This window comes from Pseudomonas sp. SWRI50 (assembly GCF_014269095.1).
Classification (GTDB): domain Bacteria; phylum Pseudomonadota; class Gammaproteobacteria; order Pseudomonadales; family Pseudomonadaceae; genus Aquipseudomonas; species Aquipseudomonas kermanshahensis.
This window is the reverse complement of sequence record NZ_JABWRW010000020.1, coordinates 82,309-105,436: the sequence shown is the minus strand read 5'-3', so window position 1 is coordinate 105,436 and position 23,128 is coordinate 82,309. Positions and strand designations below refer to the sequence as shown.

Genomic DNA, 23,128 nt, shown 5'->3' with positions numbered 1-23,128 from the left:
CATGCCAGCCATCCCTTCCACCTCATGCTTTGCCTTCGCGCCAGTCGCGGGCGAGGTCGTGCGTGGAAGCCAGCAGCCGGCCATGATCAGTCACTACCCACCACCTGTCAGTGGCGTTGTAGGCGGCGTAGCTCCGCCTCTTTGCGTGGTCGTGCTGGGCTGATCGGCTTCTGGCCGCTGCCCACCGCACTCGCAACCTACTGAACACGGTCGGCTACTTCCCTCGCTGAAGCGTACGCCCTCCGTTCGGCTCATTCGCCCGAAAGGTGGCAATACATGTCTGTCATTTCCAAAGCATCCGTGGCCTCGGCGGCCACCACCAGCCTGTTCGTCTTGCTGTGGAGCAGCGGGGCAATCGTCTCCAAGCTGGGCCTGGCGCACGCCAGCCCGTTCGCTTTTCTGTTATTGCGCTCGGCGCTGGCCCTTGCGGGCCTGTTGATGATCGGCCCCTTGTTGGGCCTGCGTTGGCCGCGCAGTCGTGGGGCGGTGCTGCGCGCCCTGGGCACCGGCTGCGTGTTGCTGGGGGCCTACCAGATCTTCTATCTGTTGGCGCTCAATACCCATGTCACCCCTGGCGTGATGGCCACGGTGATGGGGGTGCAACCGATCCTCACCGTAGTACTGATGGAGCGTCAGCGTTCCTGGAGCCGGCTGTTCGGCCTGGGGCTGGGCCTTGCTGGCCTGGTGATGGTGGTCTATCAAAGCATCAACCTGGGTGGGGTGTCCCTGGCCGGCATGCTGTTCGCGCTGCTGGCGCTGGGCAGCATGACCTTGGGTTCGATCCTGCAGAAACGCATCACCGACAACCCCATGGGCACCTTGCCGTTGCAGTACCTGGCAGGGTTTGCCCTGTGCGCGCTGTTCGCCCCCTTGCAGCCGTTGCACGTGCAGTGGACCGGCGGCTTCGTCGGTGCACTGCTGTGGATGGGGCTGGTGGTGTCGTTGCTGGCCACCCTGCTGCTGTATCGCCTGATCGCCAAGGGCAATCTGGTCAATGTCACCAGCCTGTTCTACCTGGTGCCTGCGGTGACTGCGGTGATGGACTTCCTGATCTTCGGCAACCGTTTGGCAGCGCTGAGCCTGCTGGGGATGGGGCTGATCGTGGTGGGCTTGCTGTTCGTGTTCCGCAAGCCGGCTGCGCGGTTGGCGGAGGCGTAAGCGTAGCGCTCTAGCGAAACTCTTCGGGGATGGTGTGCCGCAGCACGCCTTCCTCGAAGTCCAGCAGGTCGGCTTCGCGCTGGGTCAGCAGGTAGTAGAGCAAGGTGTCGAGCGCGCGCTGCGAGGGGACTTCGACGGCAAGCATCCTCACCGCCTGTTCTGCTTCGCAATTGCAGCCGAAGTCTTGCAGGGCTGCGCGCACCTGGTCGAGGGTTTCTGGTGGCTTGACGATCACCCGGAACACCGAGCGGCCGCTGCTGATGCGCAAGCTGTCGAACCAGGTTTCACCGCTGTCCTCCCGCGTGTCGATGATGTCGCCCGGCGCAATGCCGTAGACATAGAACGGGATGCCATCGACTTGGTAGCCGCCGTCGACTGCCTTGGCCCACAGGCCCTCGACCGAGGCCGGCGGGTAACCGTCTGCGTCCTGCACCAGGCGGAACAACACCTTCTTGTATGCACTGTTCATCGTATGCCCCGCTTCAATGGCGCGTCGGCCGCAGCACCAGCCACAAGGCCGCGCCAATCAACACACCGCCGTACAGGTGCGCCATCGACAGCGGCTCATCCAGCAACCATGCTCCCCACAATACGCCGAATACCGGGATCAGGAAGGTCACGGTGCTGGCTTTGACTGGGCCGATTTCTTCGAGCAGGCGGAAGTACAGGATGTAGGCGAATGCGGTGCACAGCAGGCCCAACCCGAGCAGCGACAGCCACACCTGCCAGCCGCCCCAGCTGGCAGGGGGCTGAGCCAGGGCGCTCCAGGCGAACAGCGGGCTCAGCAGGAGCGTAGCGCCGAGCATGCTGCCCAGGGCCGAGAGGCGGCTGTCCAGGCCGCTGACCCAGCGGCGGGCGAGAAAACCGGCGAAGCCATAACAGGTGGTGGCCGCCAGGCAGGCGAGGGCGCCTTGCAGCAAGGCCAGGTCCAGGGCGACGGGGCCAGCGCCGCTGAGAATGCCGACGCCGAACAGGCCCAGGAAGATGCCGCAGAGCTTGGGCAGGGTCATCGGTTCACGGAAGAACAGCACGCCGATCAGTACGCCCATCAGCGGTGTGGTGGCGTTGAAAATCGCCGAGTAGCCAGCTGGCAGTACTTGCGCGGCCACGGAGTAGAACGTCGTCGGGATGCCCGAGTTGATCATGCCCAGCACCAGGCAGGCGCCGAGCTTGCCTTGGAAGTCCCAGCGTACCCGCGCGGCGGCGACGATGGCGAACAGGCCCAGGCAGGCGATCGACACGCGGAAGAACGCGGTCGGCACGGTGCCGAGTTCGGGGGCGATGATGCGCATGAACAGGAAACTCGCCCCCCAGACAGCGGCAAGGGTCAGCAGGCGGGCTAGGGCAATGGGGGTCACAACGGTCTCCGGGTTTTGGGCAGGGCGCGAGTTTACGCCAGGGGGGAGTGGGATTCTTGTGCTTTCTTGCGCTGTGAATCTAGGCGGGCTGTGGACCGGCTAAGCTGTATCTCTCACCCTGCACCGAGATGCCCTGCATGTCCCAGCACTGGCCTGCCAGCGAAATCGCCCGGATGATCCTCGATGGCTTCGATGACTACCGCGAACACTTTCGGCGCATCACCCTCGGCGCCCGTGAGCGCTTCGAGCAGGCGCGCTGGCAAGAGATCCAGCGCGCAGCGGCGGCGCGTATCAACCTCTACGAAGAAAAGGTGGCCGAGGCCAACGGCCGGCTACGGCAGAGCGTTGCCGATGAGGTGCTGCTGGATGTGGAGCAGTGGCCGCTGGTCAAGAGCGCCTACATCCACCTGATCGACCCACGGCTCGACGACGAGTTGTCCGAGACCTGGTACAACTCGCTGTTCTGCAGCCTGTTCAGCCATGACCAGATCAGCGACGGCTGCATGTTCATCCACACCACCCGGCCTTCCATGCGCAGCCACGAGCGCGCGGCGCAAACCCGCACCTATCAGCTTGAGGACGGGCTCAAGGGCCTGCTGCGGGCGATCTTCGCCGATTACCCGTTCGATGTGCCCTATGGTGACCTTGAGGGCGACCTGACGCGGCTGGAAGAACAACTGCGCGAATGCCTGCCGGACTGGGTGTGCAAGGACCCGGCCCTGGCGGTCGAGCTGTTTTCGCCAGTGTTGTACCGCAACAAGGGCGCCTACCTGGTCGGCCGCCTGTACACCCCCGACGAGCAGTGGCCGCTGGTGATCCCTTTGTTGCACCGCGAAGGCCATGGCATCGAGGCCGATGCGCTGATCACCGACGAGGCGGAGGTGTCGATCATCTTCTCCTTCACCCGCTCTTACTTCATGGTCGATGTGCCGGTGCCGGCGGAGTTCGTCAACTTCCTCAAGCGCATCTTGCCCGGCAAGCACATTGCCGAGTTGTACACCTCGATCGGTTTCTACAAGCATGGCAAGTCGGAGTTCTACCGGGCGCTGATCAACCACCTGGCCAACAGTGACGACCGCTTCATCATGGCGCCTGGGGTGCGGGGGATGGTCATGAGCGTGTTCACGTTGCCGGGCTTCAATACCGTGTTCAAGATCATCAAGGACCGCTTTTCACCGTCGAAAACCGTTGACCGTGCCACGGTGATCGACAAATACCGCCTGGTGAAAAGCGTCGATCGGGTAGGGCGCATGGCCGATACCCAGGAGTTCGCCGATTTTCGCTTTCCGCGCAGCAAGTTTGAACCAGAATGCCTGGCCGAGCTGCTGGAAGTGGCGCCGTCCACGGTTGCCCTGGAAGGCGACACGGTGCTGATCCGCCACTGCTGGACCGAGCGGCGCATGACGCCCCTCAACCTGTACCTGGAGCACGCCAGTGAAGGCCAGGTGCTCGAAGCGCTGGAAGATTACGGCTTGGCCATCAAGCAACTGGCGGCGGCGAACATCTTCCCCGGCGACATGTTGCTGAAAAACTTCGGCGTCACCCGCCATGGCCGGGTGGTGTTTTACGACTATGACGAAATCTGTTTTCTGACCGAGGTGAACTTCCGCCATATACCGCCAGCGCGCTACCCGGAAGACGAGATGTCAGGCGAGCCGTGGTACTCGATCGGGCCGCATGACGTGTTCCCCGAAGAGTTCCCGCCGTTTCTGTTTGCCGATATGGGCCAGCGGCGTTTGTTCAGCCGCTTGCATGGCGAGTTGTATGACGCGGATTACTGGAAAGGTTTGCAGGCAACGATTCGCGACGGGAAGGTGATCGATGTGTTCCCGTATCGGCGTAAGGTGCGGTAACCGCTGGGGCTGCGCTGCGGGCGCAAACTATCAGCGCCACGCACGTCTGGGGTTTCAGCCCTTCAGGCACTTCAACTCGCTGAAATCGGTGCGCACCTTGCTCAGTCGCGCCTGCAGTAGCTGACGCTGCTCCGGGGTGCTCAAGTGCATCAGGTCGACCAGCAACCTGCGTGCTTGCAGCTCGGTGTTCTGGTAGGCGATGCGGTACTCCGGGGTCCACAGGCTCTCTTTGCGCTGCAGCAATTGCGCCAGGCGCGGTTCGAAGCTGGCATCGCTGCGTTTGTCCATTGCCAGCACCAGCTGTTGCTGCCAGTGGGCACGGTTGGCGATCCACTGGCGGTTCTGATCGCCCAGCGCCTGTGACCAGGTCAGCACGCGTAGGCGTTGGGCTGCATTGAGTTCACCCAGCCACGGCGTCAGGCGTTTTTCCATGCGCTCGGCGCGGCGGGCAATCTGCTTGGGCAACGGCGTATCGACATACTGCTTTTGCCGTTCGCTGATGTCGTCGCGGAACGCCTCGCGCATTTCCGCCACCTGCGCGTCGCTCATGCCACGCAGCAGTTCGGTGGCGGAGGGGGTGATTTCTTCGGCAACCCGGCCAATCGCCTCGCGCGCTTCGCGGGTGCGCTGCTGCAACGCCTGATCGGTCACTTGGTCTTCGGCGACCATGGCCCGCACCCGGTCCAGCCAGTCGAGGTAACTGGGCAGTTGGGTTTTGCAATGCCAGGCCAGGTGCTGCCTGAGCCGCTCGTCGAGCAGCACCTTTTGGTCGCGGTTCATGTCCAGGTAGTCACCGAGCGACCACGGCACCAGGCGGTCCAGGTTGCGGTAAGCCAGGTCGATGCGGCTGCACGCGACCAGGGCCAGGGCGAACGCGACGGTGATGAGCAGGGGCTTGAGCAGGCGTCGAGGCATGTGCTGATCCTTGCAGTGGCTGGCCAGTCGGTAGACGCAAGGGGGAAGATGACGGTTCCACCGAATCAGCGGTCGGGCAGTACGGTGGCTTCAGGTGTAGAATAGCCGTCTTGTCTTGAGGAACATCGGAAATGGCTCTGCTTGGGCGTTACAACAGTTTGCAAATCGTTAAACACGTGGAATTCGGCCTCTACCTGGACGGCGGCGCCGATGGCGAGATCCTGCTGCCGGGGCGTTACATCCCGAAGAACGCCGAGACCGAGGTAGACGATTGGTTGAACGTGTTCATCTACCTGGACAGCGAAGACCAGCTGATTGCTACCACCGAGAAGCCCAAGGTGCAGGTCGGTGAGTTCGCCAGCCTCAAGGTCAAGGACATCAATGGTGCCGGTATCTTCCTCGACTGGGGCCTGTCCAAGGACCTGCTGATGCCTTACTCGGAAGAGTTGCGGCCACTGAAGATCGGCGACTACTGCGTGGTGCACGCGTACCTCGACAAGCGTACCCGCCGCATCACCGCGACCGCGCGCCTGGACCGCTACCTGGACCGTACCCCGGCCGATTACCAGGTCGGCCAGCCGGTTGAGCTACTGGTGGCCGGCGAGACGCCGATGGGCTTCAAGGCGATCATCAACAACCGCCACTGGGGCCTGATCCACAAGAACGAGGTGTTCAAGTTCCTGCGTTCGGGGATGCACGAGAAGGGCTTCATCAAGGAAATCCGCCACGACGGCAAGATCGCCCTGAGCCTGCAACCGGTGGGCGCTGCCCTGGCTGACAGCCTGCAGGAGCAGATCATGGCGCGCCTGGACGCCGAAGGCGGTGTGCTGCCGGTGTGCGACAAGAGCGACCCGGCAGTGATCACCAAGCTGTTCAACGTCAGCAAGGGCAACTTCAAGAAGGCCATTGGTGCGTTGTTCAAGCAAGGCCGCATCGTCATCCATGACGATCGCATCGAGCGGGTCTGATCAGGCCTGCACGAACGTACGGAAGTCCAGCTGCTCGCCGCCCGGGCGGGTGTCGCGCAGCAGCGAGTCGCGGTCAGCGCTCAGGGCCAGGCTGATGGTCGAACGGCGTTTGCCTGGCTTGCGCACTTCCATCTGCTCCAGGTGAGCCTTGAGGAAGTTGGTCGGTACTTTCAGGTGCTGCAGCTCATCGCTTTCCGGGGTGTGCAGCAGCAGGTTGACCCAATCGGGCTGGCCTTTGCCCAATAGCGCTACCGGCACTTCGAACCACCACAGGTTGCGTTTGGGGTCGAGGATGGCGAACAGGGTGTTGCTGCTGGTCAGCACGGGCCGGGCCAGTGCTTCATTGCGCCGGGCGATGGCGGCGGGTTTGTCGAGTTTCATGCAGGTTCCTGCGGGTTGACGCGTAATAAGGCCTGCATTGTGAGGGGTGGCGGTTAGCGGGGCAAGGTTTGCCATACGCTTTGCCTGGGCCGGCCTCTTCGCGGGGCAAGTCGGATCGCCGCACCGCCGCTCCCACAGGTACTACACCGTCCTTGAGAACATTGCAGTACCTGTGGGAGCGGCGGTGCGGCGATCCGACTTGCCCCGCGAAGAGGCCATTTGCCTCAGCGACTAACCGGCCGGCTCAACTCGGAGGTCGCCCCATCGGCCGTGGTCACCGTCGCGGTAAAGCTGCGCAACCCGCCGATATTCTCCAGCGGATGGGCAAACCGCGCCTGCCCCTGGGCATCGCTGTTCACCAGCACTTCCCCAAGATACTGCTCCGCTTCGCTGCCCGCAGCCTGCGCATTGCCGAACAACTCGATGCGCAACAGGCTCGACGCCGGCCCCTGCACTTCGCCGCGAATCACATTTCCCTCAAGCGCAATCAGCCGAGGTGGCTGCTGGTTGTGGTTAGGCAACGGTTGGCAAGGCTTGGGTTCGCCCTTGGCATCGCAGATGATCGCTTGGTCCTTCTTCGCCAGCTCCGCGCCCACCCCGCGCGACCCTACATACAACGCATGCGCCTGTGCCGGCACGCCGAAGACGATGGCGCCGGTGCGCTGGTTGGGCACGCAGGAGCCACCGGCCTCGCAGCGGCGGATGTCCTGGCTGTTATTCCAAATGCGGTTGGCGCTCAGGCGTGTGGCGGTGACGCTCGGCTCTGGGCGCAAGGCCACGCCGATGCGGTTGCCGTGGATCAGGTTGCCATCGAGGATGTTGCCCTCGCCGGTGACGCTGACGCCGATCGAGTTACCGGTGAAGGTGTTGGCGCCCAGGTAGTTGCGGTTGCCCCAGTTGATCTGCAGGCCGTCCGAGTAGTTCTCGAAACGGTTGCGCACCACCGTGTTGTCATTGCCCAGCAGAATCTCGATGCCCTGGGACGGCTCGGGGTTGGCCGGTGTGGAGCGGAACAGGTTGTCCGCCACCAGGTTGAAGGCCGCACCACGCGTCAGCTCCAGGCCGTCGCCGTTGTCGATCAGCTGGTTGCGCAGCACCTTGTTGTTGACCGTGCTGGTGGCGGTGGGGTTACCGGCGCCGTCGTCACCGGTGAGCATGATGCCGGCGCCGCCTTTGTTGGCGATGACGCGGTTGTCTTCGATGACGTTGCCGCTGGCGCGGTTGACCAGAATGCCGATGCAGAAGTTGCGCACTTCCAGGCCGCTCAGGTGCACGCCTTGGGTGTCGCGCAGCACCAGGCCCGGGTGGGTTGTGGTGCGTACGTTGGTGCCGAACTGGCCGGGCAGGGCGCCGGGGCAGGTGTGCACGCCCTGGTCTTTGATATAGCCCGAGCCGTCGATGGCGATGTACTGGCCGTCGCGGGCCCAAGCCAGGCCGGTAATGCTAACCGGGCCTTTGATTTCAGGCAGCGCGCGCGTGGGTTTAATCACATAGGGCGCCTGGCCCACCGCGGCAATCTCGATGCGGTAGTGGCCGGGGTTCTGGTTGCTGGTCTCGATCGCCCAGCGCAGGCTGCCGGGTTGGCCGTCATCGGCATAGCGCTCGACGCGCAGGGCTTCGGTGACGGCCGGCGAGGCGGCGAGGGCAGGCAGGGGGAGCAGTGGCAGCATGGCCACGAGCACAGGCATCAAACGCATGGGGCGGGTTTTCCGATAAGTCGTTGTTTTTATTGCAGGCGGTCGTATGCGGGGATTCTAGGGCAGGCAATCGGCCCTGCGCAGGTGGTTGGCGGGAATTGGTGCGGTATTCGCCCGCAGATTTGCCGCTCGGCTTGATCGTGGCAAATTGGTTGAAACTCTTGCGAAGGGCCTCAGGTCCACAGACTGTCGACACGGTTCACGTGTCTCCATTTGCAGGAGTTTTGCCATGAGCGGTACTAAAGACAAAGCGAAAGGCTTGGCCAACGAAGCAATCGGTAACGTGAAACAAGGCGTCGGCAAAGTGACCGACAATGAAAAGCTCAAGGCCGAAGGCAAGGCGCAGGAACTGAAGGGTGAAGCCCAGCAGATCAAAGGCAATGTGAAGGACGCTGTGAAAAAGCCTTGATGCATCCTGCCCTGTTCGCCAGGGTATAGGCGTCGCCCTGTAGGAGCAGCCTTGTGCTGCGAAGAGGCCAGTGATAGCAATGAATATTATGTAAGTTGCTACCGGCCTCTTCGCAGCGCAAGGCTGCTCCTACAAGGATTGTGTTTAACGTAGGCATTTTCTTTTAAACCCTCGGGAGCAGCACAGCAACGGCGTGGTCTATTAGACTTGTCTGTTGTATCGATCGAGCGGCGAAAGGAGACGCTATGATTTTTTCCGCCCTGCAAGGTTTGCCCTTGCACCGCGTGCTGGTGCGCACCGTCAAAGAGTTTCTTGACGACGAGATGTCCACCTATGCGTCCGCGCTGGCCTACCAGATGCTGTTTTCGCTGTTCCCCTTCCTGTTGTTTCTGATTGCCTTGATCGGCTTTCTGCATTTGCCAGATTTCTTCTCCTGGTTGCGCCTGCAATCAGAATTGGTGCTGCCGCCCCAGGCTCTGGAACAGGTGAACCCAGTGATCGACCAGTTGCAACAGTCCAAGGGTGGGCTGTTGTCGGTGGGTATCGTGATTGCCCTGTGGACAGCCTCGGCAGGTGTGCGGCTGATGATGAGCGCCATGAACGCCGCCTACGACGTACCCGAAGGCCGCCCAGTATGGAAGCGCATTCCGCTGTCCATCTTCTACACCGTGGGCATCGCCGTCATGCTGCTGGCCGCCGCCGCGTTGATGGTGCTGGGGCCGCAGGTGATGGAGTGGATTGCCGCCCAGGTTGGCATGCAGGAAGTCATCGTCACGGTGTGGACCATCCTGCGCTGGCCGGCAATCATCATCCTGATGATGGTGGCGGTGGCGCTGATCTATTACGTGATGCCCGATGTTAAGCAGAAGTTTCGCTTCATCACCCCAGGCTCGGTGCTGGCCGTGGTGGTGTGGATCGTCGCCTCCCTGGGCTTTGCCTACTACGTGAAAACCTTTGCCGATTACAACGCCATGTATGGCAGCATCGGTGCAATCATCGTCCTGTTGCTGTATTTCTACATTTCTGCTGCCGTGCTGTTGCTTGGCGCGGAAATGAACGCCGTGATCGAACACATGTCGGCCGAGGGCAAGAACCCTGGCGAAAAGGATTTCGACGGCGATAAGCCCAAGGAAACCATCACTGTGCTCGGCCATGAACACCCCGTCGAGCCGCAAACCACCGAGCCGAATCCCCGATGATCCGTGACATTCTCAAGATGGGCGACGAACGCTTGCTGCGCATCGCCCCGCCGGTGCCCCCGCAGATGATCGGCAGCGCCGAACTGCAGCAACTGATCGACGACATGTTCGAAACCATGCGCCATGTCGGGGGTGTGGGTTTGGCTGCGCCGCAGATCGGCATCGACCTACAACTGGTCATCTTCGGCTTCGAACGCAGCGAGCGTTACCCGGATGCCGAACCGGTGCCGCAGACCATTCTGCTCAACCCGCTGATCACGCCGATGTCGAGCGAGGTCGAAGACGGTTGGGAGGGCTGCCTGTCGGTGCCCGGCCTGCGCGGCGTGGTACCGCGTTACCAGCACATTCGCTACGAAGGCCTCGACCCTCAGGGCAACCCGATCAACCGCTTTGCCGATGGCTTCCATGCACGTGTGGTGCAGCACGAATGCGACCACCTGATCGGCCGGCTGTACCCCTCGCGCATCCAGGATTTCGCCAAATTCGGTTACACCGAGGTGCTGTTCCCCGGGCTGGACGCCAGCGACGATTGACCGCGCACCAGGGCCACCAGGCGCTTGCTGCGTTGGTAGCGCTGCAGGCGCGCGACCAGGGGCTCGGGTAGCGTTTGCGCATCATCGAAGCCCAGGCGCTGGTAGAAGGGCACAAGGTCGGGGTGGCAAAACAGCCAGGTCGGCCCAGCCGCTTGCGCCAACGCACTGTCGATCAGCCGCCCAGCGATACCCTGGCCACGCTGTGACGGGGCGACGAACAGCCCGGTCAGCCAGAAGCCATCGCCGACAGCGGTCAGGCTCAGGCCTGCAATGATGCCGCTGGCCCGCGCCACCCACAGCGCAGCATCACTTGCTGCGCGCATTGGCGAGCCGTGCTGGCGGTAGAAGTGATCGAGCAGGCGACGTTCCGTGTCTGGCAGCTTGGAGCAATGCAGATAATCAGAAATGGCGTGTATCCCTTGTTTAAACGGCCAAGATGGGCAGGTAGATGCCAGAGGCTCTATCCCACTGTTCCTAACCCATTATGTCGCAGATTGTTGCAAAACCGGCAAGGGTGAATATCCGACTTCGGGGTTCAACTATTGCAAACCGGGAGTAGACTTTTACTCATCCCACCAGCAGTACGACGAAGCGGGATCGGTACTTCGTGTCATCTTTGCAGTCGATGACAACTTCTCCGCGCCAGTGACGGCATTAGAAGTCAATCGATCAGCTTGATTGTGTTATAGGCAAACTCACATGAAACCATTACTGATTCTTGCATTGGTCGGTATGTCCTCGTTCGCCCTCGCCGATGAGGTCAAACCTGTCTCCAACGAGCCCGTGGCCCAGCAATACGACTACTCCATGAACCTGGATATCAAGCGGGTCATCAACCTGTCGACCATCCCCAATGTCTGCGAAGTAGTGCCTGCGACCATGACCTACGAAGACCACCAAGGCCAGGTGCACACTATTCAGTACCGCGCCATGGGCGAGGGTTGCCAGCAGGGTTGATACTGCAACGCCAGCCACCTCTTCGCGCCGAGCCGTCGCGAAGAGGTGGCCAGGCCGGCCTCGGTGTCATGGGCTGGACATTACCTGGCGCACCACCTCCAGCCCGCGTTTCAGCTCGGCCCGGCTAGCCGCCGCCGACAGGCTGATACGCACCGCCTGCACCTCGGTCGCACCCATGGCGAAGACACTGGCCGGGACGATTTCCACACCCTGCTCGCGACACCGTCTTACCACCCCCTCCGCACCCTGCGGTGTGGCCAACCATGCGTGAGGTGAAGGCTGCGCTGTGTTGTGCAGGCCATCGCCCAGCAGCCTTCGCGCAAGGCGCCAACGCTCGGTAATTTCCGCCCGCTGCCAGGCCAGCCGCCGCGCAGCCGTACCGTCTTCGATCCACTGGCAGGCGATGTGCAGGTTCAACGGCGATACAGGCCAGTGGCTGGCTTGGGCATGCGGGTCGACCTGTGCCAGCAACTGAGGGCTGGCCACGATCCACCCCAGGCGCAACCCGGCAGCCACGGTCTTGGACAAGCTACTGATGAAAATCCCTTGCTCGCCCAACAGGGGGTAGAGCGGCGGCCTGTCGCTGAGTGCGCCATAGACATCGTCCTCGATCACCAGCAGCCCCAGGCGTTTGACGACCGCAGCGAGCGCTTCGCGGCGAGCGTCATCCATGCAGGTGCCGGTAGGGTTGTGCAGGGTGGGTGTGGTCACCAGCACACGGGCACCGCTGGCGCGGGCGACCCGGTCAAGGTCGTCGGGGCGCAGGCCTTGGCTGTCCAACGCCACACCATGCACGGGCAAGCGCAACTGCCGGCAGGCCGCCTTGATGCCGGGTGCGGTCAAGGCTTCGAGCATGACCGGCTCACCGGCCTGGCAGAACGACTGCAGCACCAGGGTCAGTGCCTGTTGCGCACCGCTACTGAGCAGCAGTGCGTCCGGGGGCAGGGCCAAGCCGCGATTGGCCAGCCATTGCGCGCCATGAATGCGGCCCAGCAGTAACTGCTCTGGCCCCAGATAATGATCCAGCAGGCCACTCTCGTGCCGTTCCAGCAGGTTACGCAGGCTGCTTTGCAGGTCCTGATTGTGCGGGTCTGCCACCGGGACGTTGGTCGACAGGTCAATCAACGGCTGTTGCCCATCGTGATGCTTGAGCCGAAACAGCGTCGCTTCCTTGCTGCCGGCCAGCACGTAGGTGCCGCGGCCGACTTCACCTGCCACCAGGTGGCGCGCGGCAGCTTCACGGTAGGCCTGCTGGGTGGTGCTGGGGTTGAGGTCGAGCTTCCAGGCCAGGCGCCGCTGGGGTGGCAGGCGGTCGCCGACCTTGAGTTCGCCACGCGCTATGGCGTCGGCAATGGCATCGACCAAGGCCAGGTAGCGGGGTTGGTCATCATCCACAAGCGTTGGGATCCACACGAAATTGCTACCCATGCAATATAAGGTTGTACCCATACAATGCCCGGCGCTTAGGATCGGATCAACCACCTAACGATGAGGGATGATCGCCATGTTTGACTTGAAAGCCCTGCGCGAAGCCGCCGATTTCGTTCACCAGCATGTGCCCGCAACGCCCCAGCACGCCTGGCCTTTGCTGGCCGAGCGGCTGGGCTGCCAAGTGTGGGTGAAACATGAAAACCAAGCGCCCACCGGGGCGTTCAAAGTGCGCGGCGGGTTGGTCTACGTGCGTTCGCTGCTGGCGGATGGCGCGCCGCCCCGTGGCCTGGTCACCGCCACGCGCGGCAACCATGGCCAAAGCATGGCACTGGCCGCACGCCAGGCGGGCATACCCTTGGTGATCGTCGTGCCCGAAGGCAACTCCACCGAGAAGAACGCCGCCATGCGCGCCCTGGGTGCCGAGCTGGTAGAGCACGGTGTCGATTTTGATGTGGCCCGTGAAGAGGCGGCCCGGCTGGCTGACGAATTGGGCTACATGATGGTGCCATCGTTTCACCCGGAGCTGGTACGCGGGGTAGCCACCTATGCCTTGGAACTGTTCGAGGCCGTGTCTGAGCTGGACTGTGTATACGTGCCTATCGGCATGGGGTCGGGCATCTGCGGGCTGATCCAGGCACGCAACCTGCTGGGGTTGAAGACCGAGATCGTGGGGGTGGTGTCTAGCGCGGCCGATGCCTATGCGCAAAGCTTCGAGCGCGGGCGCATCGTCACCACTGCCACTGCCGACACCTTCGCCGATGGCATGGCCTGCCGGGTACCGCACCCGGAGGCGTTCGCCTTGGTGTGCGAGCATGCCGCGCGCATCGTGCGGGTGAGTGACAGTGAAGTCGCCGAAGCCATGCGGGTGTACCACGAGGCCACGCATAACACCGCCGAAGGTGCGGGCGCTGCGGCGCTGGCGGCGTTGATGCAGGAGCGCGAGCGGCAAGTGGGCCGGCGGGTGGCCGTGGTGCTGAGCGGGGCGAACGTGGATCGCGCGCGTTATGCGCGCGTGCTGGCGGGTGATGAAAAATCCTGAGTATTCGAGCAGGCGGCCTTTGCCTGATCGAACACTTCTTCTTCCCATCCCCTGATCACTCGTGGCAGGCTCTACGGCGCTTAATTGGCCGGTCATCGAGTGCTCAATGCCTTTCTCCAATGGTTTTCTCCTCAGCCTGTCCCTGTGTCTGGACATCGGCATCGCCAACATCGCCATGATCACCTTGGCCATGCAGCGTGGTTTTCTCAAAGGTTTCTGGCTGGGGCTGGGGACCTGTGTGGGGGATTTGATCTATGCCGTTGCCGCACTGGCCGGGATGACCGTGCTGCTGCAGTTTGAAAGCGTGCGCTGGGCCTTGTGGCTGGGCGGTTCGGCGCTGCTGGTGTGGTTCGCAGTGAAGATGCTGCTGGCGGCGTGGCGCGGTGGGCACATGGACACGCGGGCAGACGTGGTGGTGGACTCGGGCTGGCGCGAGTTCTTGCGCGGGATCTTTTTGGCCATGTCCTCACCCACCGCGATTTTGTGGTTCGCGGCGGTGGGTGGGGTGCTGATTTCCCGTTCCGGTGGTGGCAGCTTGCTGGAGGCCGGGTTGTTCCTCAGCGGCTTTTTTGCGGCGGGGTTGGTCTGGTGCCTGAGCCTGTGCGGCATTGCCAGCCACGGAGGGCGATTGCTGGGGGATCGATTGCTGACCTGGTCGTACCTGCTGTCGGCGGCGATTTTCTGCTATTTCGCGGTTTACGTGATTGTTTCGGGGTATCGCGAGTTCATTCTCGCCAGCCCTGGGGTGTAGGCAGGGTGCATGCCTTGGGTCTTTCAGCGCCTGGGAGATCGAGCGCCGCCCGCGCGGCGCTTCGCAGCACAAGGCTGCTCCCACATCTGTTTCGGGCCAATTATTCCTGAGGCATTAGCGCGCCGTCCCTAGGCGCCTGACACGATATCGAGTCGAACAAACAAGGCGGTCGCGCGCCTCTCTCACAGGCTTTACTGGCCGGAAATAGATGTGGGAGCAGCCTTGTGCTGCGAAGCGCCGCGCCGGCGGCGCTCGATCTCCCAGGCGCTAAATATCCCGAAGCAAACACCTGGTAGCCCTCACCCAACCTCAAGCCCATTTATTTTCACCGGCCTGTCGATTTCCCCCGCTACCGTTCGACTAACAGTTGAAGGCACAGGCCCCACCTGTGCCCAAACCTGACAAACGATCGGAGGCTCCCCGATGAGCACCGCAGCCGAAAACGAACTCCGCCAATTGATCGACCGCTGGATGCAGGCCGTGCGCGACCGTGACATCCCCGGCATCACTGCGCCCTATGCCGACGACATCGTCGCCTTCGATGCCATCAAAACCCTGCAATTCAAAGGCAAGGCTGTTTACCAGGCCCACTGGGAAATGTGCATGGGCCTGTGCACCGGCCCGATGATCTTCGAGCTGGCCGAGCTCACCGTATACGCCGACGGCGACCTGGGCCTGGCGCACTGGTTGAACCGCTGCGGCCCGTCGGACGACGAGAGCCAATGCGGCTTCATGCGCGCCACGGTCGGCTATCGTCGCCAAGGCGGGCAATGGCAAGTCATCCATGAACACTGGTCGGCACCGTTCGACATGGAAACGCAGAAAGCCCTGTTCGATCTGAAGCCCTGATCTGATATCGCCAAACGCACTTTGCCAATGCCCTGGAGGCGACCATGAAATACCTGTGCCTGGTCTATTGTGACGAAGGGCTGCTGCACAGCCTGCCCGACAGCCCGGAAGACGCCGAATGCATGGCCTATGCCGAGGCGTTGCAGGGCGCTGGGCGCATGCTCGCGGCCGAGGCGCTCAAGCCGGTGCAAACCGCCACCACGGTGCGTGTGCGCAGTGGGCACATGAGCCTCACCGATGGCCCGTTCGCCGAAACCAAGGAGCAACTGGCCGGCTTTTATCTGGTGGATGCCCGAGACCTGAACGAGGCGCTGAACATCGCCAAAGGCATCCCCGCCGCAAGGGTCGGCAGCGTTGAAGTGCGACCTGTGCGCGAACTGCAACCCTGACACTCACGGAGAACCACCAGCATGAGCCTTGCACACCCTGCGCAAGCGCAGCACGAGTTGTCCATCAGCCGATTGATCGACGCGCCCCCGGCCAAGGTGTTCCGCGCCTGGACCGAGCCCCAGTGGCTGATGCAATGGTGGGGGCCGCACGGCATGACCACCCCGGAATGCGAAATGCAACTGTGGGTCGGTGGCCTGTTCCGCACCCTGATGCGGGCCCCGGATGGCACCGAGTACCCGACCCAGGGCGTGTTCCTGGAGATTGCCGCGCCGAGGCGCCTGGTGTTTACCGACGCCTTCGGGCCGGGCTGGGTACCTTCTGACAAAGCGTTCATGACCGCTGTGGTGACCTTCGACGAGGAGCACGGCAAGACCCGTTACACCGCCCGCGCCTGGCATTGGAGCGCCGCCGACAGCCGAGCCCATGAGGAAATGGGCTTTCACCAAGGCTGGGGAGAAAGCCTGGACCGCCTGGTGGAGGTGGTGACCCAGCGGATGCCGGACTGATGGCAGGGCTGGCGCAGGTGCGCGCCGAAGTCGAGGCGGTGTACCGTCGCGATTCGCGGCGCATCCTGGCGACCTTGATCCGCTTGTTGGGCGACTTCGACCTGGCCGAGGAGGCCATGCACGATGCGTTCTTCATCGCTGTTGAGCGCTGGCAGCGCGATGGTATCCCCGCTAACCCTCGGGCATGGCTTGTGTCGACCGGCCGCTTCAAGGCCATTGATGCGTTGCGCCGACGTGCCCGCTTCGACCGCTCTCAGGCGGACCTGATCATGCTGCTGGAAGGCCAGGTGCAAGACCCCAGCGAAGAAGCGTTGCTCAGCGATGATCGCCTGCGGCTGATTTTTACCTGCTGCCACCCGGCCTTGGCCGCCGACGCGCAGGTGCCGCTGACCCTGCGCGAGGTCTGCGACCTGACCACCGAGCAGATTGCCCGGGCGTTTTTGCAAAGCCCGGCAACCATCGCCCAACGCATCGTGCGCGCCAAGGCCAAGATCCGCGACGCGGGCATCCCCTACCAGGTGCCGGCGCTCGATGAGTTGCCCGAGCGCCTCGAGAGCGTGTTGCGGGTGATTTACCTGGTGTTCAACGAAGGCTATTCGGCCTCGTCCGGCGACGCCTTGCTGCAGCAGGACCTGACAGACGAAGCGATCCGGCTCGGCCGCCTGCTGGGGCAATTGTTGCCAGACCCGGAGGTGATCGGCTTGCTGGCGCTGATGCTGTTGCAGGCATCGCGGCAGCGTGCGCGCATCGACGCGCAGGGCAACCTGGTGGTGCTTGAACAGCAGGACCGCAGCGTGTGGGACCGTGAGCGCATCAAAGAAGGCTGTGAGCTGGTGCGCCATGCCCTGCGAAGCCGCAGCTATGGCGCCTATACCGTGCAGGCGGCCATAGCCGCGGTGCATGCCGAGGCGGCCACGGCGGATGACACGGACTGGGACGAGATCGTCGGTCTGTATGACGTGTTGCAACGGCACTGGCCGTCGGCGGTGGTGGCGCTCAACCGGGCAGTGGCGCTGGCGAAACGGGATGGGCCGCAGGTGGGGCTAGCGGCGGTTGAAGCGATCCTGGCGGCGGGTGAGCTGCACGACTATCACCTGGCGCATGCGGCAAGGGCAGAGTTGCATGCTCAACTGGGCCATGTCGAAGAGGCCCGTGCGGCATGGCAGCAGGCGTTGGCGTTGACCCGGCAGGCGCCGGAGCGGCGGCATATCGAGCGGCGGCTCCAGGCACTGAAATGAGCGGGCAATACTGCCCTTGTGGGAGCGGGCTTGCCCCGCGAAGGGGGCACGGGGTGCAGGGCACCGGCTTCGCCGGTGTTCGCGGGGCAAGCCCGCTCCCACTCAATCAAGGGGCGGGCCTTGCGAGGAAACCGCGCTGAAATCAGCTGGCCACGAAATTCGGTGGCGATACCAGCTCGACCGTCTGCTGCTTGCGCGGCGCCAGGATCTCGGCCTCGCCCTCGACCACCAGCTCATCGTTCTGGTTGTACACATTGGTGGCGATCCGCACCTTGAACTTCGGCAGCTTCTCGAGGATTTCCAGGCGCACGGTCAGGGTGTCGCCAATCTTCACCGGCTTCTGGAAGCTCATCTTCTGGCCCAAGTAGATGGTGCCAGGGCCAGGCAGCGTGCACGCCACCGCCGCACTGATCAGCGCGCCGCTGAACATGCCATGGGCAATGCGCTCACGGAACATGCTCTTGGCCGCGAACTCGGCATCCAGGTGCACCGGGTTGTGGTCACCGGACATCGCGGCGAACAGCTGGATGTCACGTTCTTCCACAGACTTTTCATAGGTGGCTGTCTGGCCGACTTCAAGGGCTTCGTAAGGCGTGTTGGTGACCTGGGACATCGGGGCTTCCTTAAGCGGTGGGCGAGGGCGGCTATCATTCACTGCGCGCAGGGCGGCCAAGGGCCAGCGCCTGTTCGAGCCAGCCGAGAATATCGGCGGTGACCTCGTCACGGTTGGTTTCGTTGAGCACTTCGTGCCGTGCCTCTGGGTAGATGCGCAGCTGTACATGCTGGTTGCCGGTCGCGCGTAACGCGTCGGCCAGATGGGTGAGACGCTTGCCGGTACTGACCGGATCACATTCACCGCCAATCACCAGCAGGGGCAGGTTCGGATCGATCTGCGCGAGGTTACTTGCCTGGCTGATCTGCGCCAAGCCTTGCAGCAGGTCGAGCCACAACTGGTTGCTGCAGCGAAAGCCACACAGGGGGTCATTCACGTACTGGTCCACTTCGCCAGGGTCGCGGCTCAGCCAGTCGAAGGCGGTGCGGTTGGGCTTGAAGGCTTTGTTGAACGAGCCGAACGACAGCCACTCGATCAGCGCGCTCTTGCCCAGCGGCCCTTGGCGCCAGGCCTCGACCCGGGCGATCAGCCGCGCCACGCGGTACAGCGCCGCGGGCTGGAAGTTCGAGCCGCTGAGGATCGCCCCGTGCAGGCTGGCGCTGTGGTGCAGCAGGTACGCCTGGGCAATGTAGCTGCCCATGCTGTGGCCGAACAGGAAGAGCGGCGTGCAGGGGTATTGCTGGCCGATGTGCTGGGCGAGCAAGCCGAGGTCATTGACCACGGCATTCCAGCCATGATGGCGGGCGAACAGGCCGAGGCTGCCCAGCTCGGCGGTGCGCCCGTGGCCGCGCAGGTCGGGGGCGAACAGGGCGAAGCCGGCCTCGCTCAGCGCATGGCCCAGGCGCTGGTAGCGCCCGGCGTGCTCAGCCATGCCATGGGCCAGCAGCACCACGGCCTTGACCGGCGTGGCCGGCAGCCATTGGTGTACGTATAGGCTGCAATGCTCGCTGGCGGGCAGCCAGAAGGCGTCGTGGGGCATGGCCGGTCCTTTGCGCGGGAGTACGAGCACAGTGTATGCGCAACCGGCTGGATTGCAGGAAGGGCACAAATAAGATTCACAATGTTAATGGCGGAGCTTGGCGTATATGCCGCCTTGGGCTTACCTGCTAACGTCGGTTAAACGCCTGTTTGCCATTGGCGATCAGGTCAAAGGACTAAACGACCCGCTACACCTCCCGCAGCAGGTCCAGGCAGAGGAACAATAATAAATGCAAGCCGACTTCTGGAATGACAAGCGCCCGGTGGGCGTGCCTTCCACCATCGACATCCATGCCTACACCTCCGTCGTCGAGGTGTTCGAGCGCTCTTGCAAGCGCTTCGCCGACCGCCCGGCGTTCAGCAACCTGGGCGTGACCCTGACCTACGCCGAGCTGGAACGCCATTCGGCAGCCTTTGCGGCCTGGCTGCAGCAACACACCGACCTGGTACCGGGCGACCGCATTGCCGTGCAGATGCCCAACGTCCTGCAGTACCCGATCGCGGTCTTCGGCGCGTTGCGTGCCGGGCTGATCGTGGTCAACACCAACCCGCTCTACACCGAGCGTGAAATGCGCCACCAGTTCAAGGACTCCGGCGCCCGCGCGCTGGTCTACCTGAACATGTTCGGCAAGCGCGTGCAGGAGGTGCTACCCGATACCGGTATCGAGTACTTGATCGAGGCGAAGATGGGCGACCTGCTGCCCGCCGCCAAGGGCTGGCTGATCAACACCGTGGTCGACAAGCTGAAGAAGATGGTGCCGGCCTATCAATTGCCCCAGGCGGTGTCATTCAAGCAGGTGCTGCGCGAGGGCCGCTCGCTGAGCCACAAGCCGGTGCCGCTGAGCCTGGACGATATCGCCGTGCTGCAATACACCGGCGGCACCACCGGCCTGGCCAAGGGCGCGATGCTCACCCATGCCAACCTGGTGGCCAACATGCTCCAAGTGCTGGCGTGTTTCTCGCAGCACGGGCCAGACGGGCAGAAGATGATCAAAGAAGGCCAGGAGGTGATGATTGCGCCGCTGCCGCTTTATCACATCTATGCCTTTACCGCGAATTGCATGTGCATGATGGTCACCGGCAACCACAATGTGTTGATCACCAACCCGCGGGACATTGCCGGCTTCATCAAGGAGTTGGGCAAGTGGCGTTTTTCCGGCCTGCTGGGGCTCAACACGCTGTTCGTCGCGCTGATGGACCACCCTGGCTTCCGGCAACTGGATTTTTCTGCGCTGAAGGTCACCAACTCCGGTGGCACTGCGCTGGTCAAGGCCACCGCCGAGCGCTGGGAGAGCCTCACGGGCTGCCGCATCGTCGAAGGTTATGGCCTGACCGAAACCTCGCCGGTCGCCAGTACCAACCCTTATGGCCAGTTGGCGCGTCTGGGCACGGTGGGTATCCCGGTGGCAGGCACGGCGTTCAAGGTAATCGACGACGACGGCAACGAACTGCCGCTGGGCGAGCGGGGTGAACTGTGCATCAAGGGCCCGCAGGTGATGAAGGGCTATTGGCAGCAACCCGAGGCCACCGCGCAGACCCTGGACGCACAAGGCTGGCTGAAGACGGGTGATATCGCGGTGATCGACCCGGACGGCTTCACCCGCATCGTCGACCGCAAGAAGGACATGATCATCGTCTCGGGTTTCAACGTGTACCCCAACGAGATCGAGGACGTGATCATGGGCCATCCGCAGGTGGCCAACTGCGCGGCCATCGGCGTGCCGGACGAGCGTTCTGGCGAGGCTGTTAAACTGTTCGTGGTGCCGCGCGAGGGTGGCTTGAGCGTCGATGAGCTGAAGGCGTACTGCAAAGCCAATTTCACCGGCTACAAAGTGCCCAAGCACATCGTGCTGCGCGAGTCGCTGCCGATGACCCCGGTGGGCAAGATCCTGCGGCGCGAGTTGCGTGACATCGCCTGACAGCGATGCAGGACACCTCTGGAACGGGCCTTTTGGCCCGTTTTGCGACATTTTGGATAAATACTCTAAAAATGACTTGTATCGTTCATTGAGTCATTTTTGTGACCGTGAGGCCTGTTTTGGCCTCTAGGCGACCCCTGGCAAAGCTGTTACTCTCGGGCCGCTTTCAGATGATCCGGTTTGCAATGAGCCGCCATCACATATCAATAATAAGCGCATCGACGCGTGAATCGAACTTCGCTGTTGCTGAAGGAGTGGGCTTCCATGATCGAACATTTTTGGAAGGATAAATACCCAGCCGGGATTACGGCGGAAATCAATCCTGACGAATTCCCCAATATCCAGGCGGTACTCAAGCAATCCTGCCAACGCTTTGCCGACAAACCGGCCTTTAGCAACCTGGGCAAGACTATCACTTATGGCGAACTGTATGCGCTGTCGGGGGCGTTTGCCGCCTGGCTGCAGCAACACACCGACCTGAAACCGGGTGATCGCATTGCCGTGCAACTGCCAAACGTCCTGCAATACCCGGTAGCGGTATTCGGCGCCATGCGTGCAGGGCTGATCGTGGTCAACACCAACCCGCTGTATACCACGCGGGAGATGGAGCACCAGTTCAACGATTCCGGTGCCAAGGCGCTGGTGTGCCTGGCCAACATGGCCCACCTGGCCGAAAAAGTAGTGCCCAAGACCCAGGTCAAGCATGTCATCGTCACCGAAGTGGCCGACCTGCTGCCGCCGCTCAAGCGCCTGCTGATCAACAGTGTGATCAAGTACGTCAAGAAGATGGTGCCGGCCTATGACCTGCCGCGTGCCGTGCGCTTCAACGACACCCTGGCGCTGGGCAAGGGCCAGCCGGTCACCGAGGCCAACCCGCAACCCAACGATGTCGCCGTGCTGCAATACACCGGCGGTACCACGGGCGTGGCCAAGGGCGCGATGCTGACCCACCGCAACCTGGTGGCCAACATGCTGCAATGCCGGGCGCTGATGGGCTCAAACCTGCATGAAGGCTGCGAGATCCTGATCACGCCGCTGCCGCTTTACCACATCTATGCCTTTACCTTCCATTGCATGGCAATGATGCTGATCGGCAACCATAACGTGCTGATCAGCAACCCGCGTGATTTGCCGGCGATGGTCAAAGAGCTGAGCAAGTGGAAATTCAGCGGCTTCGTTGGCCTCAACACCTTGTTCGTCGCCCTGTGCAACAACGAGGGGTTCCGCGCGCTGGACTTCTCTGCGCTGAAAATCACCTTGTCTGGCGGCATGGCCCTGCAATTGAGCGTGGCCGAGCGCTGGAAGGCCGTTACCGGTTGCGCCATCTGCGAAGGTTACGGCATGACCGAAACCAGCCCGGTGGCCGCCGTCAACCCGTCCGAGGCGAACCAGATTGGCACCATCGGTATTCCGGTGCCTTCGACGCTGTGCAAGATCATCGACGACAGTGGCAATGAACTGCCGCTGGGCGAGGTGGGTGAGCTGTGCATCAAGGGCCCGCAAGTGATGAAGGGCTACTGGCAGCGCGAAGACGCCACTGCCGAAATCCTCGACAGCGCGGGTTGGCTCAAGACCGGCGACATCGCGTTGATCCAGCCGGACGGCTACATGCGCATCGTCGACCGCAAGAAGGACATGATCCTGGTCTCCGGTTTCAACGTGTACCCCAACGAGCTGGAAGACGTGCTGGCCGGCCTGCCAGGTGTGCTGCAGTGTGCGGCCATCGGCGTGCCGGACGAAAAGTCGGGCGAAGTGATCAAGGTGTTCATCGTGGTCAAGCCGGGCATGACCGTGACCAAGGATCAGGTGATGGAGCACATGCGTGCCAACGTCACCGGCTACAAGGTGCCGCGCTACATCGAGTTCCGCGATACGTTGCCGACCACCAATGTGGGCAAGATCCTGCGCCGTGAGTTGCGCGATGAAGAGCTGAAGAAGCAAGGGCTCAAGAAGATCGCTTGAGCCTGGATTCTGGGCTGGCTTTGC

Annotated in this window: 24 protein-coding genes; 15 read left to right on the top strand and 9 right to left on the bottom strand. The window is 62.6% G+C overall.

The window, feature by feature from the left end; translation table 11 throughout:
- Nucleotides 1-276: 276 nt before the first annotated feature.
- Nucleotides 277-1,158 (top strand): DMT family transporter, encoded by an 882-nt coding sequence (locus tag HU750_RS20075; protein ID WP_186681965.1) that lies wholly within the window; start codon nt 277-279, stop codon nt 1,156-1,158.
- Nucleotides 1,159-1,168: 10 nt separating this feature from the next.
- Here HU750_RS20075 and HU750_RS20070 read toward each other — a convergent pair whose 3' ends face one another.
- Together HU750_RS20070 and HU750_RS20065 are read right to left on the bottom strand one after the other, a co-directional pair.
- Nucleotides 1,169-1,627 carry a DUF4265 domain-containing protein gene (locus HU750_RS20070; protein WP_027593173.1) on the bottom strand — a complete coding sequence of 153 codons (459 nt, stop codon included), beginning with the start codon at nt 1,625-1,627 and terminating at the stop codon, nt 1,169-1,171.
- 13 nt (nt 1,628-1,640) lie between these two features.
- Nucleotides 1,641-2,516 carry an EamA family transporter gene (locus tag HU750_RS20065; RefSeq protein ID WP_186681963.1) on the bottom strand — a complete coding sequence of 292 codons (876 nt, stop codon included), beginning with the start codon at nt 2,514-2,516 and terminating at the stop codon, nt 1,641-1,643.
- Nucleotides 2,517-2,653: 137 nt separating this feature from the next.
- Between HU750_RS20065 and aceK the strand changes: the two genes are divergently transcribed.
- Nucleotides 2,654-4,369, top strand: a complete 1,716-nt coding sequence (gene aceK, locus HU750_RS20060) for a bifunctional isocitrate dehydrogenase kinase/phosphatase (protein ID WP_186681961.1) — start codon at nt 2,654-2,656, stop codon at nt 4,367-4,369.
- A gap of 54 nt (nt 4,370-4,423) precedes the next feature.
- On the opposite strand, the gene HU750_RS20055 is transcribed toward aceK, so the two are convergent.
- On the bottom strand, nt 4,424-5,284 hold the full coding sequence (locus tag HU750_RS20055) for a DUF6279 family lipoprotein (RefSeq protein WP_186681960.1): 861 nt from the start codon (nt 5,282-5,284) through the stop codon (nt 4,424-4,426).
- A 131-nt stretch (nt 5,285-5,415) separates the two neighbouring features.
- On the opposite strand from HU750_RS20055, the gene HU750_RS20050 reads away from it, so the two are divergent.
- A complete protein-coding gene (locus tag HU750_RS20050) occupies nt 5,416-6,252 on the top strand; it encodes a CvfB family protein (protein WP_027593169.1) in 837 nt (278 codons plus the stop codon).
- Here HU750_RS20050 and HU750_RS20045 read toward each other — a convergent pair whose 3' ends face one another.
- Nucleotides 6,253-6,633 (bottom strand): hypothetical protein, encoded by a 381-nt coding sequence (locus tag HU750_RS20045; RefSeq protein ID WP_186681958.1) that lies wholly within the window; start codon nt 6,631-6,633, stop codon nt 6,253-6,255.
- Nucleotides 6,634-6,857: 224 nt separating this feature from the next.
- Entirely contained in the window at nt 6,858-8,330 is a 1,473-nt protein-coding gene (locus HU750_RS20040) for a right-handed parallel beta-helix repeat-containing protein (RefSeq protein ID WP_186681956.1), read from the bottom strand.
- A 229-nt stretch (nt 8,331-8,559) separates the two neighbouring features.
- Here HU750_RS20040 and HU750_RS20035 point away from each other — a divergent pair, with 229 nt between their 5' ends.
- From HU750_RS20035 to def, 3 genes are all read left to right on the top strand, one after another.
- On the top strand, nt 8,560-8,739 hold the full coding sequence (locus HU750_RS20035) for a CsbD family protein (RefSeq protein WP_027593166.1): 180 nt from the start codon (nt 8,560-8,562) through the stop codon (nt 8,737-8,739).
- A gap of 245 nt (nt 8,740-8,984) precedes the next feature.
- Entirely contained in the window at nt 8,985-9,938 is a 954-nt protein-coding gene (locus HU750_RS20030; RefSeq protein ID WP_027593165.1) for a YihY/virulence factor BrkB family protein, read from the top strand.
- Complete coding sequence (gene def, locus HU750_RS20025) at nt 9,935-10,471, top strand: peptide deformylase (protein WP_027593164.1); 537 nt, start codon at nt 9,935-9,937, stop codon at nt 10,469-10,471. Before HU750_RS20030 ends, def begins: the two co-directional genes overlap by 4 nt.
- Here def and HU750_RS20020 read toward each other — a convergent pair.
- Complete coding sequence (locus tag HU750_RS20020; protein ID WP_338109087.1) at nt 10,426-10,830, bottom strand: GNAT family N-acetyltransferase; 405 nt, start codon at nt 10,828-10,830, stop codon at nt 10,426-10,428. The genes def and HU750_RS20020 overlap by 46 nt on opposite strands.
- Nucleotides 10,831-11,170: 340 nt before the next feature.
- Between HU750_RS20020 and HU750_RS20015 the strand changes: the two genes are divergently transcribed.
- Nucleotides 11,171-11,428 carry a DUF2790 domain-containing protein gene (locus HU750_RS20015; RefSeq protein WP_027593162.1) on the top strand — a complete coding sequence of 86 codons (258 nt, stop codon included), beginning with the start codon at nt 11,171-11,173 and terminating at the stop codon, nt 11,426-11,428.
- Between the two features lie 66 nt (nt 11,429-11,494).
- Here HU750_RS20015 and HU750_RS20010 read toward each other — a convergent pair whose 3' ends face one another.
- Entirely contained in the window at nt 11,495-12,841 is a 1,347-nt protein-coding gene (locus tag HU750_RS20010) for an aminotransferase-like domain-containing protein (protein ID WP_479687724.1), read from the bottom strand.
- 91 nt (nt 12,842-12,932) lie between these two features.
- Here HU750_RS20010 and HU750_RS20005 point away from each other — a divergent pair, with 91 nt between their 5' ends.
- The 6 genes from HU750_RS20005 (at nt 12,933) to HU750_RS19980 (ending at nt 17,632) form a co-directional block, all read left to right on the top strand.
- Entirely contained in the window at nt 12,933-13,898 is a 966-nt protein-coding gene (locus tag HU750_RS20005) for a threonine dehydratase (RefSeq protein ID WP_186681950.1), read from the top strand.
- Nucleotides 13,899-14,004: 106 nt separating this feature from the next.
- Nucleotides 14,005-14,649, top strand: coding sequence for a LysE family translocator (locus HU750_RS20000; RefSeq protein WP_186681948.1), 645 nt, complete (start codon nt 14,005-14,007; stop codon nt 14,647-14,649).
- A 423-nt stretch (nt 14,650-15,072) separates the two neighbouring features.
- Nucleotides 15,073-15,498 (top strand): YybH family protein, encoded by a 426-nt coding sequence (locus HU750_RS19995; protein WP_027593158.1) that lies wholly within the window; start codon nt 15,073-15,075, stop codon nt 15,496-15,498.
- 44 nt (nt 15,499-15,542) lie between these two features.
- Complete coding sequence (locus HU750_RS19990) at nt 15,543-15,887, top strand: YciI family protein (protein WP_027593157.1); 345 nt, start codon at nt 15,543-15,545, stop codon at nt 15,885-15,887.
- A gap of 21 nt (nt 15,888-15,908) precedes the next feature.
- Complete coding sequence (locus tag HU750_RS19985) at nt 15,909-16,394, top strand: SRPBCC family protein (RefSeq protein ID WP_027593156.1); 486 nt, start codon at nt 15,909-15,911, stop codon at nt 16,392-16,394.
- Nucleotides 16,394-17,632, top strand: coding sequence for an RNA polymerase sigma factor (locus HU750_RS19980; protein WP_186681946.1), 1,239 nt, complete (start codon nt 16,394-16,396; stop codon nt 17,630-17,632). The genes HU750_RS19985 and HU750_RS19980 overlap by 1 nt, the downstream gene beginning before the upstream one ends.
- A gap of 142 nt (nt 17,633-17,774) precedes the next feature.
- Here HU750_RS19980 and HU750_RS19975 read toward each other — a convergent pair whose 3' ends face one another.
- Nucleotides 17,775-18,245 carry a MaoC family dehydratase gene (locus HU750_RS19975; protein ID WP_099430159.1) on the bottom strand — a complete coding sequence of 157 codons (471 nt, stop codon included), beginning with the start codon at nt 18,243-18,245 and terminating at the stop codon, nt 17,775-17,777.
- 34 nt (nt 18,246-18,279) lie between these two features.
- Nucleotides 18,280-19,224 carry an alpha/beta hydrolase gene (locus HU750_RS19970; protein WP_186681944.1) on the bottom strand — a complete coding sequence of 315 codons (945 nt, stop codon included), beginning with the start codon at nt 19,222-19,224 and terminating at the stop codon, nt 18,280-18,282.
- A 229-nt stretch (nt 19,225-19,453) separates the two neighbouring features.
- On the opposite strand from HU750_RS19970, the gene fadD2 reads away from it, so the two are divergent.
- Nucleotides 19,454-21,142 (top strand): long-chain-fatty-acid--CoA ligase FadD2, encoded by a 1,689-nt coding sequence (gene fadD2, locus HU750_RS19965; protein WP_186681942.1) that lies wholly within the window; start codon nt 19,454-19,456, stop codon nt 21,140-21,142.
- A gap of 264 nt (nt 21,143-21,406) precedes the next feature.
- Complete coding sequence (gene fadD1, locus HU750_RS19960; RefSeq protein ID WP_186681940.1) at nt 21,407-23,104, top strand: long-chain-fatty-acid--CoA ligase FadD1; 1,698 nt, start codon at nt 21,407-21,409, stop codon at nt 23,102-23,104.
- The last annotated feature ends 24 nt before the right edge of the window (nt 23,105-23,128 follow it).

Bases quoted from the DNA above. Each gene is read 5' to 3' on its own strand.
- HU750_RS20075 (WP_186681965.1), top strand. From the start codon at position 277: ATGTCTGTCATTTCCAAAGCATCCGTGGCCTCGGCGGCCACCACCAGC.
- HU750_RS20070 (WP_027593173.1), bottom strand. From the start codon at position 1,627: ATGAACAGTGCATACAAGAAGGTGTTGTTCCGCCTGGTGCAGGACGCA.
- aceK (WP_186681961.1), top strand. From the start codon at position 2,654: ATGTCCCAGCACTGGCCTGCCAGCGAAATCGCCCGGATGATCCTCGAT.
- HU750_RS20055 (WP_186681960.1), bottom strand. From the start codon at position 5,284: ATGCCTCGACGCCTGCTCAAGCCCCTGCTCATCACCGTCGCGTTCGCC.
- HU750_RS20050 (WP_027593169.1), top strand. From the start codon at position 5,416: ATGGCTCTGCTTGGGCGTTACAACAGTTTGCAAATCGTTAAACACGTG.
- HU750_RS20045 (WP_186681958.1), bottom strand. From the start codon at position 6,633: ATGAAACTCGACAAACCCGCCGCCATCGCCCGGCGCAATGAAGCACTG.
- HU750_RS20040 (WP_186681956.1), bottom strand. From the start codon at position 8,330: ATGCGTTTGATGCCTGTGCTCGTGGCCATGCTGCCACTGCTCCCCCTG.
- HU750_RS20035 (WP_027593166.1), top strand. From the start codon at position 8,560: ATGAGCGGTACTAAAGACAAAGCGAAAGGCTTGGCCAACGAAGCAATC.
- HU750_RS20030 (WP_027593165.1), top strand. From the start codon at position 8,985: ATGATTTTTTCCGCCCTGCAAGGTTTGCCCTTGCACCGCGTGCTGGTG.
- def (WP_027593164.1), top strand. From the start codon at position 9,935: ATGATCCGTGACATTCTCAAGATGGGCGACGAACGCTTGCTGCGCATC.
- HU750_RS20015 (WP_027593162.1), top strand. From the start codon at position 11,171: ATGAAACCATTACTGATTCTTGCATTGGTCGGTATGTCCTCGTTCGCC.
- HU750_RS20005 (WP_186681950.1), top strand. From the start codon at position 12,933: ATGTTTGACTTGAAAGCCCTGCGCGAAGCCGCCGATTTCGTTCACCAG.
- HU750_RS20000 (WP_186681948.1), top strand. From the start codon at position 14,005: ATGCCTTTCTCCAATGGTTTTCTCCTCAGCCTGTCCCTGTGTCTGGAC.
- HU750_RS19995 (WP_027593158.1), top strand. From the start codon at position 15,073: ATGAGCACCGCAGCCGAAAACGAACTCCGCCAATTGATCGACCGCTGG.
- HU750_RS19990 (WP_027593157.1), top strand. From the start codon at position 15,543: ATGAAATACCTGTGCCTGGTCTATTGTGACGAAGGGCTGCTGCACAGC.
- HU750_RS19985 (WP_027593156.1), top strand. From the start codon at position 15,909: ATGAGCCTTGCACACCCTGCGCAAGCGCAGCACGAGTTGTCCATCAGC.
- HU750_RS19980 (WP_186681946.1), top strand. From the start codon at position 16,394: ATGGCAGGGCTGGCGCAGGTGCGCGCCGAAGTCGAGGCGGTGTACCGT.
- HU750_RS19975 (WP_099430159.1), bottom strand. From the start codon at position 18,245: ATGTCCCAGGTCACCAACACGCCTTACGAAGCCCTTGAAGTCGGCCAG.
- HU750_RS19970 (WP_186681944.1), bottom strand. From the start codon at position 19,224: ATGCCCCACGACGCCTTCTGGCTGCCCGCCAGCGAGCATTGCAGCCTA.
- fadD2 (WP_186681942.1), top strand. From the start codon at position 19,454: ATGCAAGCCGACTTCTGGAATGACAAGCGCCCGGTGGGCGTGCCTTCC.
- fadD1 (WP_186681940.1), top strand. From the start codon at position 21,407: ATGATCGAACATTTTTGGAAGGATAAATACCCAGCCGGGATTACGGCG.